Source organism: Actinoplanes sp. NPDC049316 (assembly GCF_040677315.1).
In the GTDB taxonomy this organism is placed as follows: domain Bacteria; phylum Actinomycetota; class Actinomycetes; order Mycobacteriales; family Micromonosporaceae; genus Actinoplanes.
This window is the reverse complement of the sequence record NZ_JBFAQM010000002.1, coordinates 358,636-376,609: the sequence shown is the minus strand read 5'-3', so window position 1 is coordinate 376,609 and position 17,974 is coordinate 358,636. Positions and strand designations below refer to the sequence as shown.

Annotated in this window: 15 protein-coding genes and 1 pseudogene; 10 read left to right on the top strand and 6 right to left on the bottom strand. The window is 72.3% G+C overall.

What is annotated here, in order from left to right; all coding sequences use genetic code 11:
* Nucleotides 1-77 precede the first annotated feature (77 nt).
* Nucleotides 78-1,703, bottom strand: a pseudogene (locus AB0K03_RS04280) (GMC family oxidoreductase); the annotation flags it as partial.
* A 283-nt stretch (nt 1,704-1,986) separates the two neighbouring features.
* On the opposite strand from AB0K03_RS04280, the gene AB0K03_RS04275 reads away from it, so the two are divergent.
* Nucleotides 1,987-2,190: a hypothetical protein gene (locus tag AB0K03_RS04275; RefSeq protein WP_364680250.1), complete on the top strand. Its 204-nt coding sequence runs from the start codon at nt 1,987-1,989 to the stop codon at nt 2,188-2,190.
* 116 nt (nt 2,191-2,306) lie between these two features.
* Here the strand turns inward: AB0K03_RS04275 and AB0K03_RS04270 are convergent, their stop codons facing one another.
* Complete coding sequence (locus AB0K03_RS04270; protein ID WP_364680248.1) at nt 2,307-3,923, bottom strand: AMP-binding protein; 1,617 nt, start codon at nt 3,921-3,923, stop codon at nt 2,307-2,309.
* 85 nt (nt 3,924-4,008) lie between these two features.
* On the opposite strand from AB0K03_RS04270, the gene AB0K03_RS04265 reads away from it, so the two are divergent.
* Complete coding sequence (locus AB0K03_RS04265) at nt 4,009-4,845, top strand: LuxR C-terminal-related transcriptional regulator (protein WP_364680246.1); 837 nt, start codon at nt 4,009-4,011, stop codon at nt 4,843-4,845.
* A 10-nt stretch (nt 4,846-4,855) separates the two neighbouring features.
* The gene (locus AB0K03_RS04260; protein WP_364680243.1) at nt 4,856-5,869 is read left to right on the top strand and encodes a LacI family DNA-binding transcriptional regulator; all 1,014 of its coding nucleotides are present in this window, start codon (nt 4,856-4,858) and stop codon (nt 5,867-5,869) included.
* A gap of 13 nt (nt 5,870-5,882) precedes the next feature.
* Here the strand turns inward: AB0K03_RS04260 and AB0K03_RS04255 are convergent, their stop codons facing one another.
* Nucleotides 5,883-6,752 carry a polysaccharide deacetylase family protein gene (locus AB0K03_RS04255; protein WP_364680240.1) on the bottom strand — a complete coding sequence of 290 codons (870 nt, stop codon included), beginning with the start codon at nt 6,750-6,752 and terminating at the stop codon, nt 5,883-5,885.
* Nucleotides 6,753-6,768: 16 nt separating this feature from the next.
* A complete protein-coding gene (locus tag AB0K03_RS04250; RefSeq protein ID WP_364680238.1) occupies nt 6,769-7,875 on the bottom strand; it encodes a LacI family DNA-binding transcriptional regulator in 1,107 nt (368 codons plus the stop codon).
* Between the two features lie 149 nt (nt 7,876-8,024).
* On the opposite strand from AB0K03_RS04250, the gene AB0K03_RS04245 reads away from it, so the two are divergent.
* Entirely contained in the window at nt 8,025-9,056 is a 1,032-nt protein-coding gene (locus tag AB0K03_RS04245; protein ID WP_364680235.1) for a zinc-binding dehydrogenase, read from the top strand.
* Here the strand turns inward: AB0K03_RS04245 and AB0K03_RS04240 are convergent.
* Nucleotides 9,040-9,987 carry a BadF/BadG/BcrA/BcrD ATPase family protein gene (locus AB0K03_RS04240; RefSeq protein ID WP_364680232.1) on the bottom strand — a complete coding sequence of 316 codons (948 nt, stop codon included), beginning with the start codon at nt 9,985-9,987 and terminating at the stop codon, nt 9,040-9,042. The genes AB0K03_RS04245 and AB0K03_RS04240 overlap by 17 nt on opposite strands.
* Before the next feature lie 95 nt (nt 9,988-10,082).
* Between AB0K03_RS04240 and AB0K03_RS04235 the strand changes: the two genes are divergently transcribed.
* From AB0K03_RS04235 to AB0K03_RS04210, 6 genes are all read left to right on the top strand, one after another.
* Nucleotides 10,083-11,000: a MurR/RpiR family transcriptional regulator gene (locus tag AB0K03_RS04235; RefSeq protein ID WP_364680229.1), complete on the top strand. Its 918-nt coding sequence runs from the start codon at nt 10,083-10,085 to the stop codon at nt 10,998-11,000.
* Entirely contained in the window at nt 10,997-11,746 is a 750-nt protein-coding gene (locus AB0K03_RS04230) for an SIS domain-containing protein (protein ID WP_364680228.1), read from the top strand. Before AB0K03_RS04235 ends, AB0K03_RS04230 begins: the two co-directional genes overlap by 4 nt.
* 15 nt (nt 11,747-11,761) lie before the next feature.
* Nucleotides 11,762-13,162: an N-acetylglucosamine/diacetylchitobiose ABC transporter substrate-binding protein gene (ngcE, locus tag AB0K03_RS04225; RefSeq protein WP_364680226.1), complete on the top strand. Its 1,401-nt coding sequence runs from the start codon at nt 11,762-11,764 to the stop codon at nt 13,160-13,162.
* Nucleotides 13,162-14,070, top strand: a complete 909-nt coding sequence (locus AB0K03_RS04220; protein WP_364680223.1) for a sugar ABC transporter permease — start codon at nt 13,162-13,164, stop codon at nt 14,068-14,070. The genes ngcE and AB0K03_RS04220 overlap by 1 nt, the downstream gene beginning before the upstream one ends.
* Before the next feature lie 110 nt (nt 14,071-14,180).
* Entirely contained in the window at nt 14,181-14,969 is a 789-nt protein-coding gene (locus AB0K03_RS04215; RefSeq protein ID WP_364680722.1) for a carbohydrate ABC transporter permease, read from the top strand.
* A 37-nt stretch (nt 14,970-15,006) separates the two neighbouring features.
* Nucleotides 15,007-16,209: a glycosyl hydrolase gene (locus tag AB0K03_RS04210; RefSeq protein ID WP_364680222.1), complete on the top strand. Its 1,203-nt coding sequence runs from the start codon at nt 15,007-15,009 to the stop codon at nt 16,207-16,209.
* 21 nt (nt 16,210-16,230) lie between these two features.
* Here the strand turns inward: AB0K03_RS04210 and AB0K03_RS04205 are convergent, their stop codons facing one another.
* Complete coding sequence (locus AB0K03_RS04205; protein ID WP_364680220.1) at nt 16,231-17,940, bottom strand: AMP-binding protein; 1,710 nt, start codon at nt 17,938-17,940, stop codon at nt 16,231-16,233.
* Between the last annotated feature and the right edge of the window lie 34 nt (nt 17,941-17,974).

Sequence of the window (17,974 nt, the reverse complement as noted above, 5' to 3'; positions counted from 1 at the left end):
GCGGGATCCGGCTCGCTTGCCAGGGCCGCGGGGGCCGGCTCGCTCGCCGCGGCTGCCGGGGCCGGGCGGCGGGTCCAGCGCAGCACCGCCGGCGCCCGCGCCGGAACCGCGGGCGAGCGCGGCGGCACCGGCTCGACCCGCTCGTACGCCGCCCCGAGCTCCGGCCGCGGATCCGCCTCGCCCTTGTTGGGCCAGAACGACATGGCCCGCTCGGCCAGCGCGGTGATCGTGAGCGACGGGTTCACCCCGAGGTTCGCCGGGATCACCGAGCCGTCCACCACGTGCAGGCCCGGGTAGCCGTACACGCGCTGGTAGGCGTCGACCACGCCGGTCGCCGGGGAGTCGCCGATCGTCGCGCCGCCGAGAATGTGGGCTGTCATGGGGATGTCGAAGATGTCGCCGACCGAGCCGCCGGGCTGGCCGTCGATCGCCGTGGCCATCCGGCGTACCGCCTCATGGCCGACCGGGATCCACGTCGGGTTCGCCGGCCCGTGCCCCGGGCCCGTGGTGAGCCGGCCGCGCCGGGTCCGGCGTACCGTCAGCGAGTTGTCCAGGGTCTGCATGACCAGGGCGATGATCGTCCGGTCGCTCCACCGCCGGTTGGACAGCGAGCGCAGCAGCAGCCCGGGGTGACGCAGCGCCTGCCCGAGGAACCGCACCGGCCGCGGCACGCGGCCGCCGCCGTCCACCAGCAGCGTGGTCAGCAGGCCCATGGCGTTGCTGCCGGGGCCGTAGCGTACCGGCTCGATGTGGGTGTTCTCGTCCGGGTGGAACGACGACGTGATGGCGACACCCCGGGAGAACGGCTCCGGGGGAACGCGTTTCGCCTGCGCGCCGAGCAGCGCCTCGGAGTTGGTCCGGGTCAGCGACCCCAGCCGGTCGGAGAGCGCGGGCAGCACACCGGTGTCCTTCATCGCGTGCAGCAGCCGTTGGGTGCCGAGCGCGCCCGCGGAGAGCACCACCTGCTGTGCGGTGTAGACGCGCTTCTTCGTCTCCACCCGCCAGCCGCCGTGCACCGGCCGCAGGGCGGTCACCTCGGTGTCGGGATGCACGGTCGCGCCGGCCCGTTCGGCCAGGTGCAGGTAGTTCAGGTCCAGGCGGTTCTTGGCGCCGACGCGGCAGCCGATCATGCAGTCCCCGCACTCGGTGCAGCCCGTACGGTCCGGCCCGGCGCCGCCGAAGTACGGGTCCGGCACCGTCCTGCCCGGCTCGCCGAAGAAGACACCGACCGGCGTACGGCGGAACGTCCCGCCCACGCCCATGTCCTTGGCGACCGCCTCGACCACCCGGTCGGACGGCGTCGTCGACGGCTGCAGCGTGACGCCGAGCATCCGGGACGCCTGGTCGTAGTGGGGTTCCAGCTCGCCGGCCCAGTCGGTGATCCCGGCCCAGGTCTCGTCGGCGAAGAACGGTGCCGGCGGCTGGTACAGCGTGTTCGCGTAGACCAGCGAGCCGCCGCCGACGCCCGCGGCGGACAGCACGATGATGTCCTTGAGCAGCGTGATCCGCTGGATGCCGCGCAGCCCCAGCGCCGGCGCCCACAGGAAGGCGCGCAGGTCCCAGGACGTCTTGGGCAGCGTCTGCGGGGTGTAGCGCCGGCCGGCTTCGAGCACGCCGACGCGGTACCCCTTCTCGGCGAGGCGCAGCGCCGTGACGCTGCCGCCGAACCCGCTGCCCACGACGACGATGTCGTAGTCCGTCATGGCCCCACTCCACCACGTGAGATCGGTTCGCACCAGGCCCGCGTTCAGCCGGCGTTAGGTCCGCCGAAAGAACCCGCGCAGTCACCGGCATGACCGACAACGCGATCACCACCGAGACCGAACCGACCGTAAGCTCGCCCGGATCCGCGACGGCGCCGGGTCGCTGCGCACCTCCGGGATCTTCCCGGCCGCGCTCGCCGCCGACCTCGCGGACCTGCGGGAGACGCTGCGCGAGCACATCGAGGACGAGGAACGCTCGATCGTCCCGCTGATCCGCCGGTACGTGACCCGCGCCGACTGGGACCGGGTCGAGGCGACGATCCGTAAGCGCGGCGCCAAGATGTCCTTCGAGGTGCCGCGGATGCTGGCGGTCAGCACCCCCGAGGAGCTCGCCGCCATGCGCGCGGACGGCGGCGTCCCGGTCGCCGTGATGCTGAAGGTGCTCCCGCCGATGTTCCGCCGCCGCGAACGCCGCGTCTTCGCCTAAGGCGGCGGTGCTGGGCCGCGCGTCTCGAAAGCGCCGAGCTGCAAGCGATCGCCCGGCCGACGAAACGGATCCCGCGCGACACCGGGAACCGCGACGGCGACATGCCCGGGCGGGGGTCAGGCGTTTCTGATGCGGGACGCGTCGTGCAGGTCGAGGATGTCCACCGCCTGCTCGCGCATCTCGACCTTGCGGACCTTGCCGGTCACCGTCATCGGGAAGCCCTCCACGATGTGGACGTAGCGGGGAACCTTGTAGTGCGCCAGCCGGCCGGTGCAGAACTCGCGGACCGCTTCGGCCGTGAGGGGTTCCGACTGCGGGCGCATGACGATCCAGGCCATCAGCTCTTCGCCGTACTTCGCGTCCGGGACGCCGATGACCTGGACGTCGGCGATGTCGGGGTGGGTGTAGAGGAATTCCTCGACCTCGCGGGGGTAGACGTTCTCGCCGCCCCGGATGACCAGGTCCTTGATGCGGCCGACGATGTTGACGTAGCCGTCGGCGTCCATCGTCGCGAGGTCGCCGGTGTGCATCCAGCGGGCCTCGTCGATCGCGGCCGCCGTGGCGTCGGGCTGGTCCCAGTAGCCGAGCATGACCGCGTAGCCGCGGGTGCAGAGTTCGCCCGGTTCGCCTCGGGGGACGGCCCGGCCGGTCGCCGGGTCGACGACCTTGGACTCCAGGTGGGGCATGACGCGGCCGACCGTTCCGGTGCGCCGGTCCAGGCCGTCGTCGCGGCGGGTCATCGTGGAGACCGGCGACGTCTCCGTCATGCCGTAGCAGATGGCCACCTCGGCCATGTTCATCTCGGCGACCACGCGTTTCATCACCTCGACCGGGCAGGGCGAGCCCGCCATGATGCCCGTACGCAGGCTGGACAGGTCGTACGTGGGGAAGCCGGCCAGGCCCAGTTCGGCGATGAACATGGTCGGGACGCCGTACAGGGACGTGCATTTCTCCTCGGCGACCGCCCGCAGGGCCGCCGCCGGGTCGAAGCCCTGCGCCGGCAGCACCATCGCCGCGCCGTGCGAGGTCGCGGCGAGGTTGCCCATCACCATGCCGAAGCAGTGGTAGAGCGGTACGGGGATGCAGATGCGGTCCCGTTCCGTGTAGCCGACGAGTTCGCCGACGAAGTAGCCGTTGTTGAGGATGTTGTGGTGCGACAGCGTCGCGCCCTTGGGGAAGCCGGTCGTGCCCGACGTGTACTGGATGTTGATCGGGTCGTCGAAGGACAGCGTCGCCGCGCGTTCGGCCAGGTCGAGGCCGGTGCCGGCGGTGGCCAGGGAGTCCCAGTCCGCGGTGCCGATGAAGACGGTCTCGGTGAAGCCGATCTCGCCGATCATCGCGCGGTAGTCGCTGGTCTTGAAACCGACCGCGCTGACCAGCAGGCGCATGCCGGACTGCTTGACTACATAGTCCAGCTCGTGGGTCCGGTATGCCGGGTTGACGTTGACCAGGATGGCGCCGATCTTCGCGGTCGCGTACTGCAGGATCACCCATTCCGCGCAGTTCGGCGCCCAGATGCCGACCCGGTCGCCCTTGGCGATCTCGCGGGCGAGCAGGCCGCGGGCCACGTCGTTCACGGCGGCGTCGAATTCCGCGTACGTCCAGCGCCGGCCCGTCGGCACGTCGACCAGCGCCTCGCGGTCGCCGAACGCCGCGACGGTGCGTTCGAGGTTCGCGCCGATGGTCTCGCCGAGCAGCGGCACGTCGGAGGTCCCGGAGGCGTAGGAGAGCATTTCAGCAGCATGGGCCGGTGGGCCGCGGGCTGCCACCCCCGATCGGGGGTGGACCGGGACGCGGGGCGGGCGACATGCTGTTCACGTGCTCGAAACAGCCGACCTGACCGCCGCGCTCGGCCGGATCCGCCGGGTGACCGGGCTGCCGGTGGCGTTCGGCGGCGCGGCGTCCGCCGCCGGGCGGGCCGTGCGGCTGTCCGACTTCGCGGGTACGACCACCCCGGCGCTGCACGGACTGGTGGTCGGGGCCGGCAGCGGGCTGGGCGGCCGGGTGCTGGCCACCGCGCGGGCCGCCACGGTGGAGGACTACGCCGCCGACCCGCGCATCTCCCACGAGTACGACAAGCCGGTCACGGCCGAGGGGCTGCGGGCGATCGCCGCCGTACCGGTCGCGATGGGCTCCTCGGTGCTCGCCGTGCTCTACGCCGGCACGCGCGAACCCCTGTCGGTGGGCGCGCGGGCGTTGGACGCGATGGGCCAGGTGGCGGTCCGGCTGGGGACGGAGGCCACCGTACGCCGGGAAGTCCAGCGCCGCCTCACCGAGCTGGAGGCGGCCGCCGCCCTGAACCGGGAGGTCCCGGCGGGCCGGGAGTGGGAGGACGTCCGCCAGGCCCACGCCGACCTGCTCACCATCGCGCAGGAGGTCGCCGATCCGGTCCTGCGCTCGCGCCTGCAGCAGGTGTGTTCGCTGCTGTCGCGTTCCGGCGGGGGCCCCGGCAAGCCGGTCAATCCGTTGTCGCCGCGCGAGCTCGACGTGCTGGCGATGGTGGCGGTCGGCTGCAGCAACGCCGAGACCGCCCGGCGGCTCGGCGTGCTGCCGGAGACCGTGAAGAGCTATCTGCGCAACGTCATGCGCAAGCTGGGTACGCACGGTCGCATGGAGACCGTGGTGACCGCGCGGCGACTGGGTTTCCTGCCCTAGTCTGAGCCCGATGAAGAGACCGACGATCGCCGATATCGCGCGTGAGGCCGGCGTGTCCAAGGGCGCGGTCTCGTACGCGCTCAACAACCGCCCCGGCGTGTCCGAGGAGACCCGCGCCCGGATCCTCGCGATCGCCGACCGCCTGGGGTTCCGGGCCAGCGCCGCCGCCCGCGCGCTCGCCGGCGCACCCGCGTACGTGGTGGGGCTGGCCCTGCGCCGCCCGGCCAGCACGCTCGGGGTGGAGCCGTTCTTCATGGAGCTGATCAGCGGCCTCGAGGCGGAGCTGTCCACCCGCTCGTACGCGCTGCTGCTGCAGATGGTCGACGACGAGGCGGACGCGGGGGCGGAGATCGAGGTCTACCGGCAGTGGTGGATCGAGGGCCGGGTCGACGGGGTGCTCCTGTGCGATCTGCGCCCCGGCGACCCGCGGGTGCCGGCCGTCGACCGCATCGGGATGCCCGCGGTCGCGGTGGGACCCCCGTCGGCGGGCGGCCGGCTCGCCACCCTCTGGTCCGACGACGCGGTCTCGGTGGCCGAGGCGGTCGACCACCTGACCGGCCTCGGGCACACCCGCATCGCCCGGGTCGCCGGCCTGCCCGGTCTCGCGCACACGGCCGCGCGGACGAGCGCCTTCGCCGGCCGCGGCCTGACCGAGGCGATGACGGTGTTCACCGACTACACCGGCGAGGCGGGCGCGCGGGCGACCCGCGACCTGCTGCGCGGTCCGCAGCGGCCGACCGCGATCGTGTACGACAACGACGTCATGGCGATCGCCGGTCTCGCCGCGGCGCAGGAGCTGGGCCTGTCCGTGCCCGCCGATCTGTCCATCGTGGCCTGGGACGACTCGCCGATGTGCGGGCTGGTCCACCCGCCGCTGACCGCGCTGACCCGCGACATCGCCGCGTACGGCGCGCACGCCGCCCGGCTGCTGCTGTCGGTGATCGCGGGGGAGCGGCCGGGCCCGCGCCTGGACGAGCCGGCCAGGCTGGTCGCCCGCGGCAGCACCGCCCCGCCGCCCGCATAGAGCGCTTGGCGGGCTACCGGCGGCCGTCGAGGGCGATGAAGCGGTAGCCCCGCGCCTTCAGGGCCGGGACGACGGTCTTGAGCGCCGCGTACGTCTGGGAGCGGTCCCCGCCGCCGTCGTGGCACAGCAGGATCTGACCCGGGCGGGCGGCCAGCAGGCGCCGGCGGATGGCGGCCGTGCCGGGGCGGGACCAGTCGCGGGGGTCGTCGCTCCAGTCCAGCGGCACCATGCCCGCGTTCGCCGCCGCGCCGAGCACAGTGGACGACCAGTCGCCGCCGGGGGAGCGGAACACCGCCGGGGTGTGCCCGGTCGTGCTGTAGATCTTGTCCTGGGCGCGTTCGATCTCCTTGCTGACCTTGGCGCCGTGCTTGCGGGCGAGGTGGGTGGGGTGGCTCCACGTGTGGTTGGCGACCTGGTGGCCGTCGCGGACGACGTCGCGGGCGGTCGCCTCGTGCCCGAGCACCTGGTTGCCGATCATGCAGAAGGTGGCCGGCACGTGGTGGTGGGCCAGCAGCCGGAGGATCTTCGGTGTCCACACCGGATGCGGCCCGTCGTCGATGGTCAGCGCGACCGCGTCGCGGGGGAAGGCCGGGCCGGGCACCGCCCTGCGGTACTCACGCAGCGTGAACACGGGACGGCTCAACGCGGCGCGGCCGTGCTGATCGGGCGCGCCGCCATGCCGCGGCGGCGCCGGCTTCGGCGCTCCGGGCGCGCGCGGCGTCGCGATGGCCCGCGGCTGATGCTCATCGGCTGCCGGTACGTCCGACGCGCTCAGCAAAAGCGCGCCCAGCCCGGCCGGGAGCATTCGCAGCACCTGACGGCGTGAGGTGTAGCCCTCACGCAGAGTTTTCGTCGCCGCCTGGAGGAGATCGACTTCCCGCACGTCGGCCGACGTTAACTCACGGTCGCCACTGTCGCCCAGTGCCATTGGGCCCGGAATCCAGCGGATCGCCCCGATCCGTCCCCAGCCCCGGATCGAGCGGATCGCCCCGATCCGTCCCTGGCGCGGGGCCGGTGCTGCGGCGGATCTCCAGGTGGCCGCCGCGGGCCTGCACCGGCGGGCCGCCCGTACCCTCCAGCGCCACGAAGAGCTGCGCCGTCGCCAAGGCCCCGTACGCGGCGATGTCCCGGCGTACGACGGTCAGCGGCGGCCCGACGACCTGGCACAGCGGGGAATCCTCACATGCCACGATGGACAAATCGCCCGGCACGGTCAGCCCGAGCTCGCCCGCGACGCCCAGCCCGGCGATGGCCATGACGTCGTTGTCGTACACGATCGCGGTCGGCCGTCGCGGGTCCTGCAGCAGCTGCCGGGTGAGCCGTGCCCCCGATTCGCCCGTGTAGTCGCCGCGGACGATCGTGGTCCGTACGCCGTGCGCGCCGGCGGCCGTTCGCAGCGCCTCGTCGCGGACGGCGGTGTGCAGCATGCCGTCCGGGCCGCTGACCCGGGCGATGTGCCGGTGGCCCAAGCCGGCGAGGTGATCGGCCAGCTCCCGGGACCACGGCACGTCGTCGCACCAGGCGCCGGGCAGCCGTTCGTCCGGCGTGACGCCGATGAGCGCCGCCGGCAGCCGCAGCGCGCGTACCGCGGCGATGCGCGGATCGTCGGGGCGCGGATCGCAGATGAGCACGCCGTCGACCCGGCGTTCGGCGGCCCACCGCCGGTGCACCCGGGTTTCCTCGTCGAGGTCGGTCACCATCTGCAGCGCCAGCGCGAAGCCGTGCCCGGACAGCTCGGCCTGGATCCCGGCGATGAGCTGCCGCCGGAAGACCTCGACGGTCAGCGCGGCCGACGAGCGCAGCAGCACGAAACCGACCGCCCGCGCGGCGGCGCCGTGCAACGCCAGCGCCGGACCGTTGGCCCGGTAGCCGAGCTCGCGTGCGATGTCCAGGATGCGCTCGCGCAGGTCGGCGGAGACGCCGGGACGACCGTTGAGCGCGTACGACACCGCGATGCGTGACACGCCGGCGCGCCGGGCGATGTCGGCCATCGTCGCTGCACGCACCTCCCTACCGTAGTGCTTCGCCCGGCCGGGTCCGCGACGGCGGACTATCCTCCGGGAATGAACCTTTTTCAACCTGGCATCGAGCCTGACCGTGCAGGCCGTCGGTCGCCGGCGGGTATTGCCGGCCCCGCCACGTTGAAAAAAGTTCAATGATCCGCAAGGTGGTCGTCACCCCGGACGGCGTGCAGGTCGTCGATGCCCCCGAGCCGGCGCCCGGACCGGGGGAGGTCCTGGTGCGGACCGCGGTCTCCGGCGTCTGCGGCTCGGACACGCACACGCTGCACGGCCGCCACCCCAACGTGACACCGCCGTACGCCCCCGGCCACGAGGTGGTCGGGCTGGTGACGGCCGTCGCCCCCGACGTGACCACCGTGCAGCCGGGCAAGCGCGTCACGGTCGAGCCCGACCTGCCGTGCTGGGCGTGCAAGCAGTGCCGCGCCGGCCGCGAGAACCTCTGTGAGAACCTCGGCTTCTTCGGCTGCGGCTCGGAGCAGGGCGGCATGGCGGACCTGTTCACCGTCGACGCCCGCCGCATCCACGTGATCCCGGAGGACCTGGACGACGCGACGGCCGCGCTCATCGAACCGCTCGCCACCCCGGTGCACGCGGCGCGGCTGGCCGGCCCGCTCGACGGCCGCGCGGTCGCCATCCTCGGCGCGGGCACGATCGGCCTGCTCACGCTGCGCGTCGCGCGGGAACAGGGCGCCCGGCGCATCGTGATGACGGCCCGCTCGGCGCAGCGCCGGGACCGGGCCACGGCCTTCGGCGCGGACGCCGTCGTGGACGCCTCCCTGCCGGACGCGGCCGATCGGGTACGCGACGAGCTGGGCGAGAGCGCGGACGTGGTCTTCGACTGCGTGGCCGAGGAGCCGACCCTGCACCAGGCCCTGGCCATCGCGAACAAGGGCGGGACGGTGGTCGTGGTCGGCGTCCCGCCGGGCGACGTACGCCTGCCGCTCGCGCTGGTGCAGGACAGCCAGCTGCGCATTCAGGGCAGCGCCACCTACCTGCCGGAGGACTTCGCGGACGCGATCACGCTCCTGCAGAAGGGCGTCGTCACGTCCTCCGACTTCGTGACGGCGATCCGGCCGCTGGACCAGGCGGCCGCGGCGTTCGCCGACGCGGACAGCGGCAACCACATCAAGGTCCTGATCGCCCCCGACCTCACCGCCCTGCGCTGAGCGGAGCCTGAGCGAGCATCCGGCGGTGGAGGTCGGCGGCTGAGCCGGCGTCCAGCTCGAGGGTGCGGCGCAGGGCCAGCCACGCCGCCGCGGCCGCCGGGTCGCGGGCCGTCGCGGCGTCCGGGAGGGCGGTCAGGAGCTCGGCGCGGATCCGGGTGGCGCCGGTCAGCAGGCCGCCCGCCAGCACCACCGGGCCGTCCGGCGGGCCGAGGTCGCTCAGGGTCGCGAGCAGGCGGGTGGCCGCCTCGGTGGTGAGGCGGACCGCGAGCGGGTCGTCGCAGCCGCAGACCAGCGGGGCGAGCGCGGCGAACGCCGACGGGGGCTGGCGTACGGCCCAGGTGACGAGGTCGTCGCAGGTGGCCGCGCCGGCGTGGGCGGCGACGGCGGTGGCGAGGCCGGGTGGCGGGGTGGTGGCCGTGGCGGGCCAGGCGCGGGCGGTGGCGCGGACCGCCTGGAGGCCGAGCCAGTGGCCGGAGCCCTCGTCGCCGAGGAGCCAGCCGAGGCCGTCGGCGGTGCGCTGGATGTGCCAGTTCTCGATGCGGGCGGCGACCGCGCCGGTGCCCGCGATGAGCACCGCGCCGCCGGGCGCCGAGACACCCGCGGCGAAGGCGGTGACCGCGTCGCCGGTGACGGTGAAGGGGCAGGTCAGCCCGAGGGCGGCCCATGCGTCGTCGAACGTGGCGGCGACCGTGGGGTCGGACAGCACGGCGACGCCTGCGACTCCGGCCACGCCCGCGATCACGGAGGCCGGTCCGTGAATCCCTAGTGCTGTGCGTATCGCCGTACTTATGGCTTCGGCAGCGGCGGGACCACCCACGGAGGTGGGGTTGCCCGGCCCGGCCGACCCGCGGCCGACGATCGTGCCGTCGGTCGTCGCGACGACCGCCCGCGAGGCCGTGCCGCCGGCGTCCACGCCCACTACGAGCATCATGGCGCCGATCGAAACATAGAAACTTGTTGTTGACCAGACGCCGAAGTGGTCGTAATTTTCATCGGCATAGCTGTTCGATGAAAACGAGGACCACAATGACGGGTGAGAGCGGCGGGCTGCTGGTGCGGCTGCGCATCGAGGGACCGACCATGCCCGAGGCGCTGGCGAAGATCGCCGAGACGATCCTCGCCGACCCCGAGACGGCCGCCCACGCCAGCATCGTGGACCTGGCCGAGCGGTCCGGGACCTCCACCGCGACGGTCACCCGCTTCTCGCGGGCCCTCGGCTTCAAGGGGTACGCGAACCTGCGCGTCGCCGTGGCCACCGAGACCGGCCGCGCCGAGCAGGCCCGCTGGGAGACCGACATCAGCGGCGACATCAACCCGGGCGACCAGACCGAGAAGGTCCTCGACATCATCACCGCGGCCGACACCCGCGCCATCCAGGCCACCGCCGCCGGGCTCGACACCGACGCGATCGAGCGGGTCGCCGCCGCGATAGCCGGCGCCGGCCGGGTGGAGATCTTCGGCCTGGGCAGCAGCGGTACGGCGGGCAGTGAGATGGCCTTCCGCCTGGAGCGCATCCGGATTCCGGTGCGGTACCGGGCGGACACGCACACCGCGCTCACCAACGCGGCGCTGCTCGGCCCGGGTGACGTGGCGATCGCCCTGTCCCACTCGGGGCGCACCCGGGAGGCGATCGAGATGCTCGCGGAGGCCGCCGACCACGGGGCGCTGACCGTGGCGGTCACGTCGTTCGGCCGGTCCCCGCTCGCCGAGGTCGCCGACGTCGTCTTCACCACCTCGGTGCACGAGACCACGTTCCGGCTGGCGGCGCTCTCCGCGCTGCACTCCCAGCTGCTCATCCTCGACCTGATCTACGTGGCTGTCGCCCAGCGCACGTACGAGCGCACCGCCGAGGCGCTCGAGCTCACCGTGCGCGCCGTGGACGCCCACCGCGTGCCGGACACCCCCGCCAACCGCAAGCGAGCACGGAGGGACAAGCCGCTGTGACCATCACGAGCGCCGACTACGTCGAGACGATCCGGGCTGCGATCGACCGGGTCGGCACCACCCAGGGCGACCTGGTGGCCCGCGCCGCCGACCTGTTCACCGCGACCCTGCAGGCCGGCGGGGTGATCCAGGCGTTCGGCTGCGGCCACTCCGAGGCGCTCGCCATGGAGATCGCCGGCCGGGCCGGCGGCCTGGTGCCGACCAACAAGATCGCCTTGCGGGACATCGTCCTGTACGGCGGCGAGCCTGCGAGCGTGCTCGCCGACCCGCAGCTGGAACGCACCCCGCGGGTGGCGCACCGGCTCTACGAGCTCGCCCCGATTAAGCCCGACGACGCGTTCGTCATCGCCAGCAACTCCGGCGTCAACGGCGCGGTCGTCGAGATGGCCCAGCTGGTCAAGCAGCGCGGCCACGCCCTCGTCGCGATCACCTCGCTGGAGCACTCGGCACGGGTGGAGTCGCGGCACGAGAGCGGGCTCAAGCTCACCGATCTCGCGGACGTCGTGCTGGACAACGGTGCCCCGTACGGCGACGCGGCCCTGTCCTACGGCGACGGCGCCGTCGGCGGGGTCTCCTCGATCACCGCGGCGCTGCTGGCCCAGCAGATCGTCACCGAGGTGGTGGCCCGGCTGCTGGCGCTGGGCGAGACGCCGCCGGTCTACCTGTCCGACAACGTGCCGGGCGGGCGTGAACACAACAAACAGCTCGAGGAGCGGTACGCCGGGCGCATCCGGCGTACCGCATAGAAAGGGCGTGGCCCGATGTCCCCGACGAGACGAACCCTGATACGCACCGCGCTCACCGCCGGTGCCGCCGTACCCCTGCTCAGCGCGTGCGTGACCGGTGGAGGCGGCGGCGACGACCCCGCCGCCGGCAACACCGGCACGAAGAGTGCCGACAATCCGCTGGGCGTCAAGGCCGACGCCCCGCTCGAGGTCGTCATCTTCAAGGGCGGGTACGGCGACGACTACGCCAAGCACGCCGAGGCCCTCTACAGCCAGAAGTACGCCGGCGCGAAGATCGACCACAAGGGACTGCAGAAGGTCGGCGTCGCGCTGCAGCCCCGGTTCGTCGCGAACACGCCCCCGGACGTCGTGGACAACACCGGCGCCGACCGCCTCGACATCGCCACTCTCGTGGGGGCCAAGCAGGTCTCCGACCTGACCGCGCTGCTGGACGCCCCGGCGTTCGACGACCCGTCGAAGAAGGTGCGCGACACGCTGCTGCCCGGCGTGGTGGAGGACGGCACGTTCGACAAGGTGCCGCGGACGCTCAACTTCACGTACACCGTGTGGGGGCTCTGGTACTCGAAGAAGCTGTTCGCGGCCAAGGGCTGGGCGTACCCGAAGACCTGGGACGACATGCTCGCGCTGTGCGCGACCATCAAGGCCGCGGGCATCGCGCCGTGGACGTACCAGGGCAAGTACCCGGAGTACATCAACGACCCGCTGCTGTCGATGGCCGCGAAGACCGGCGGCCTCGCGCTGGTCAAGGCCGTGGACAACCTCGAGCCCGACGCGTGGAAGGCCCCCGGACTCGTCAGCGCGGCGGAGGCGTTCGCCGAGCTGGCCGCCAAGGGCTACATCATGTCGGGCTCGGAGGCGCTGTCGCACACCGAGGCGCAGGCCGCGTGGTGCCAGGGCAAGGCCGCGTTCATCCCGTGCGGCTCGTGGCTGGAGAGCGAGCAGAAGGGTGTCACCCCGGACGGCTTCGACATGGTGATGGGCGCGGTGCCGTCGCGGACGACCGCGGACCAGCTCAAGCAGACCGCCGTGCAGGCGGCGAGCAGCGAGTCGTTCCTGGTGCCGGCCAAGGCGAAGAACCCGGCCGGCGGCATGGAGTACCTGCGGATCCTGTTCTCGAAGCAGTCGGCGAAGGCCTTCGCGCAGTCCGCCGGCACGCTGCCCGCGGTCGCCGGCGCGACCGACGGACTGACGCTGAGCAGCGGCCTCTCCTCGGTCCGCGACGCGGTGACGGCCGCGGGACCCGAGACCTTCACCTACCGCTTCCGGACGTGGTACGCCCCGCTCGCCAAGGCGGTGGACGACGCCACAGGCGAACTGGTGAACAAGCGCATCACCGCGGCGCAGTGGTCGGACCGCATCCAGAAGGCGGCCGACGGCATCGCCAAGGACTCGTCCGTGCAGAAGTACACGCGCTGATGAGGCACGGCCGGTGGCGGTTCCTCGCCGGGGCGCTGATCCCCGCGCTGGTCCTGCACGTCGTCTTCGTGCTGTCGCCGTACGCGCAGGCGTTCTACCTGTCGCTCACGGACTGGACCGGTGTGGCCGGCGAGGCGCGTTTCGTCGGGGCGGACAACTACCGCCGCCTCACCGAGGACTCGCTCTTCGTGGACGCGGTACGCAACAACGCGTTGCTGCTCGTCGTGGTCCCGCTCGTCACGGTCGCCATCGGCCTGTTCCTCGCCAGCATGCTCCACCTCGGCGGCCGTGGTGGCCGGCGCTCGGTGCCCGGCGCGGGCGCGTACCAGATCATCTATTTCTTCCCGCAGTTGCTCTCGCTCGTCGTGGTGGCGGTGCTGTGGAGCTTCGTCTACAACCCCAACACCGGCCTGCTCAACGGCGCGCTGCGGGCGGTGGGGCTGGGCGGGCTGGCCGCCTCGTGGCTGGCCTCGCCGTCGCTGGCCCTGCCGGCCGTGATGGCGGTGCTCATCTGGTCGTCGGTGGGCTTCTACGTGGTGCTGTTCAGTGCGGCCATCGACGGCATCCCGCACGAGCTGTTCGAGGCGGCGGTCCTCGACGGCGCCGGCGGCTGGGCGACGTTCCGCAACGTGACCCTGCCGCTGGTCCGCGACACCGTGCAGGTCGCGTTCGTCTATCTGGGCATCGCGGCGCTGGACGCGTTCGCGGTGGTCCAGGTGATGACGGTGGGACCGGGAGGGCCCGACGGCGCCACGGAGGTCATCGGGCTCTCCCTCTACCGCAACGCCTTCCAGTACGGGAAGTTCGGCTACGCGTCGGCCATGGGGGTCACGTTGTTCTTCGCCACGCTGACGCTCGCGGTGCTCGCCCTGCGCGGCGGCCGCCGGTCCACAGTGGAGGCAACATGACGCTCTCCGTCTCCCCGCCCCGGTCCAGCCCGTCGCCGCCCGTACCCGAACCGGGTGGCAGGCCGGCCCGGCCGCCGCGCTCGCTGCGAACGGTCCCGGTGCACCTGGCGATGCTCGCCTGGGCCGTGGTCACCGCGCTGCCGCTGCTGTGGGCGGTGGTCAGCTCGTTCAAGACCGACGACGAGATCCTCAACGACCCGTGGTCGCTGCCGTCCTCCCCGCAGCCCGGCAACTGGGCCCGGGCGTGGACCGAGGCCAGCATCGGCCGCTACTTCTTCAACAGCCTCGTCGTCGTCGGCGGGGCGCTGGCCCTGACGATGCTGCTCGGCTCGCTGGTCGCGTACGCCCTCGCCCGCTACGAGTTCCGCGGCAACCGGATCATCTACTACACGTTCGTCGCGGCCATGTTCTTCCCGGTGTTCCTGGCCCTGGTGCCGCTGTTCTTCGTCGTGCAGCAACTGGGGCTGCTGGGCACGTACCAGGGGCTGATCCTCGTGTACGCCGCGTACGCCGTGCCGTTCACGGTCTTCTTCCTGCACGCGTTCTTCCGCAACCTGCCGGCCGAGGTGGCGGAGGCGGCTTTCCTCGACGGCTGCTCGCACGGCGCGGTGTTCTTCCGCGTCATGCTGCCGATGGCCCGGCCGGGGCTCGTGGCGGTCGGCATCTTCAATTTCCTCGGGCTCTGGAACCAGTACCTGCTGCCGCTGGTTCTCAACCCCGACCCGGACCGGTACGTCCTGGCGCAGGGTCTGGCCGCCCTGTCGGTCAGCCAGGGCTACCGCAGCGACTGGAGCGGTCTGTTCGCCGGCCTGACGATCGCCATGCTGCCGGTACTGATCGCCTACGTCGCCTTCCAGCGCCACATCCGAGCCGGAATGACCGCCGGCGCGGTCAGGTAGGTCCATCCCCTTTCCCCCGTACTGGAGGACCCCGCTCATGTCCATCGACAGACGTAAATCAATGTCCGCGCTGGCCGCGGTCGCCGTGGTGGGCGCGTTCGGCGCCGCCGCGGTCCTCGCGACCGCGACCAGCGCCTCGGCTGCCGACTGCGGCTACCTGTTCGACGACTTCGCCTACTCGTCGTCGAGCGACGCCAACCTGTCGGCGCACGGCTGGACCCCGCGCAGCTACTCCGGCGGACCCGGCGTCCCCGGCGCCACCTGGTCGCCGAACAGCATCACCTTCCCCACCGCGGACGGCCAGAAGGTCATGCAGCTCACCGCGTCCACCGACGGCACCGGCGCCGGCACCAACCAGGCCGAGCTCTACAGCACCCAGAAGCGCTTCTTCGAGGGCACGTACGCCAGCCGCGTCCGCTTCACCGACACCCCGGTCGGCGGCAACGACGGCGACCACATCAACGAGACGTTCTTCACGATCAGCCCGCTCAACGGCGACCTCGACCCGACGTACAGCGAGCTGGACGTCTCCGAGTACCTGCCGAACGGGGGTTGGGGCGAGACCGGCCCGATCAACTACCAGACCACCTGGTACACGTACCGCGCCGATCCCTGGTACGCCGACAACGTGCACTCGGAGCAGCGCAGCTCGCTCAACGGCTGGCACGACCTCGTGGTCACCGTCGCGAACGGCCACGTCATCTACTACATCGACGGGGTGCAGGTCGGCGACCACTCGGGCAAGTACTACCCGCGCCAGACGATGACCATCAACTGGAACCTGTGGTTCATCGACACGGCGGCGCACACGGGTGGGCTGTCCACGTACATCCAGCAGGTCGACTGGGTGCTGTTCGCGAAGAACCAGGCGCTGACGCCGGCCCAGGTCTCCTCGCGGGCGGCCGGATACCGGTCGTCGGGCACGGCCTTCACGGACACGGTGGACTCGTCCGGCAGCGGATGCTCGACCACGCCACCCACAAACCCGCCGTCGACGCCGACCACCCCGCCCTCGTCGCCCGGCACGCCGCCGCCGGCGGGCAACTGCTCGACCGCGCCGGAGTGGGCCTTCGGCACGGTCTACACGGCGGGCCAGACGGTCAAGCACGAGAAGAGCAAGTACGGCGACCCGAGCGGGCCGGCCTCCGGTGAGGGCAAGCACCTGTGGCGGGCCCGGTACTGGACGCAGGGCTCGGAGCCGGGCTGGACCCAGCAGTGGGAGGACCTCGGTCGCTGCTGACCGGCGGCGTCCCGCGGCGGGTCACTCCGGTGATCCGCCGCGGGCTCCCGTGTCCCGGAACTCGGTGGCCGGGGCCGCGCCCGGGGCGGCGTACTTGACCCGTTCGGCCTCGCGCAGCTGGACCCGCCGGATCTTGCCGGAGATCGTCTTGGGCAGCTCGGTGAACTCGAGCCGGCGGATCCGCTGGTACGGCGACAGATGCGCGCGGCAGTGCGCGAAGATCGACTGAGCCGTGGCGTCGTCGGCGGCCCACCCCTCGGCCAGCACCACGTACGCCTTGGGCACATAGAGCCGCAGCGCGTCCGGCGACGGCACGACGGCCGCCTCCACCACGGCCTCGTGCTCGATCAGCACGCTCTCCAGCTCGAACGGTGAGATCTGGTAGTCGGAGGCCTTGAAGACGTCATCGGTCCGCCCGACGTACGTGATGTAGCCGTCCGCATCCCGCGAGCCGATGTCGCCGGTGTGGTAGTAACCGCCGGCCATGGCGTTCGCGGTGAGCTCGTCGTCGCCGTGGTAGCCGACCATCAGGCCGAGCGGCCGGGGATCGAGCTCGAGGCAGATCTCGCCCTGCTCCGCCTGTTCGCCGGTGGGCGGATCGATCAGCACCACGCGGTAGCCCGGAACGGGCCGCCCCATCGATCCGGGCCGCACCGGCTGACCCGGGGTGTTCGCGATCTGCAGCGTCGTCTCGGTCTGGCCGAACCCGTCGCGGATGGTGACGCCCCAAGCCTTCTGCACCTGCTCGATGACCTCGGGGTTGAGCGGCTCGCCGGCGCCGACCACCTCGCGCGGCGGCGTGCTGAGCACGCTGAGATCCGACTGGATGAGCATGCGCCAGACGGTCGGCGGCGCGCAGAAGCTCGTGACACCGCACCGCTGCATCTCCCGCAGCAGCCGGACACCGTCGAAGCGCGAATAGTTGTAGATGAAGACGCACGCCTGCGCGTTCCACGGCGCGAACACGTTGCTCCACGCGTGCTTGGCCCACCCCGGCGACGAGATGTTCAGGTGCACGTCGCCCGGCCGCAGACCGATCCAGTACATCGTGGAGATGTGCCCGGCCGGGTACGAGGCGTGGGTGTGCTCCACCAGCTTCGGGCGGGCCGTCGTGCCGGAGGTGAAGTACAGCAGCAGCGTGTCCGTGGCCTTCGTGACGCCGTCTGGGCTGAAGTCCGCGCTCCCGGCGTACGCGTCGTGGAACGTGTGCCAGCCCTCGGCGGGCGGGCCCACGGCGATGCGGGTGACCGCCGCGTCGACGTCGGCGAACCGGTCCGTCGCGGACGACAGCGCGATGACGTGCTGAGCCTCGCCCCGGGCCACCCGGTCGCGGGCGTCCGCGGCCCCGAGCAGCGGCGTCGCCGGGATGATGACCGCGCCCAGCTTCATCATGGCGAGGATGGCGTCCCAGAGCTCCACCTGGTTACCGAGCATGAGCACGACGCGGTCGCCGCGGCGCACACCGCGCGCGCGGAGCCAGTTCGCCACCCGGTTGGAGCGCTGCGCCATCTCGGCGAACGAGAAGCGCCGCTCGGAGCCGTCCTCCTCGACGATCCACAGCGCCGGGTCGTCGTTGCCCTCGGCGATGACGTCGAACCAGTCGAGCGCCCAGTTGAACTCACCCAGCCGCGGCCACTCGAAGCCGGCGTAGGCGCCGGCGTAGTCCTCGCGGTGCTCCAGCAGGAAGTCCCGGGCCGCACGGAACGCCGCCGTGCTCTCTGTCGCCGCCATGTGCTCCAGGCTGCTCCCGCGACCGGGGCTCCGC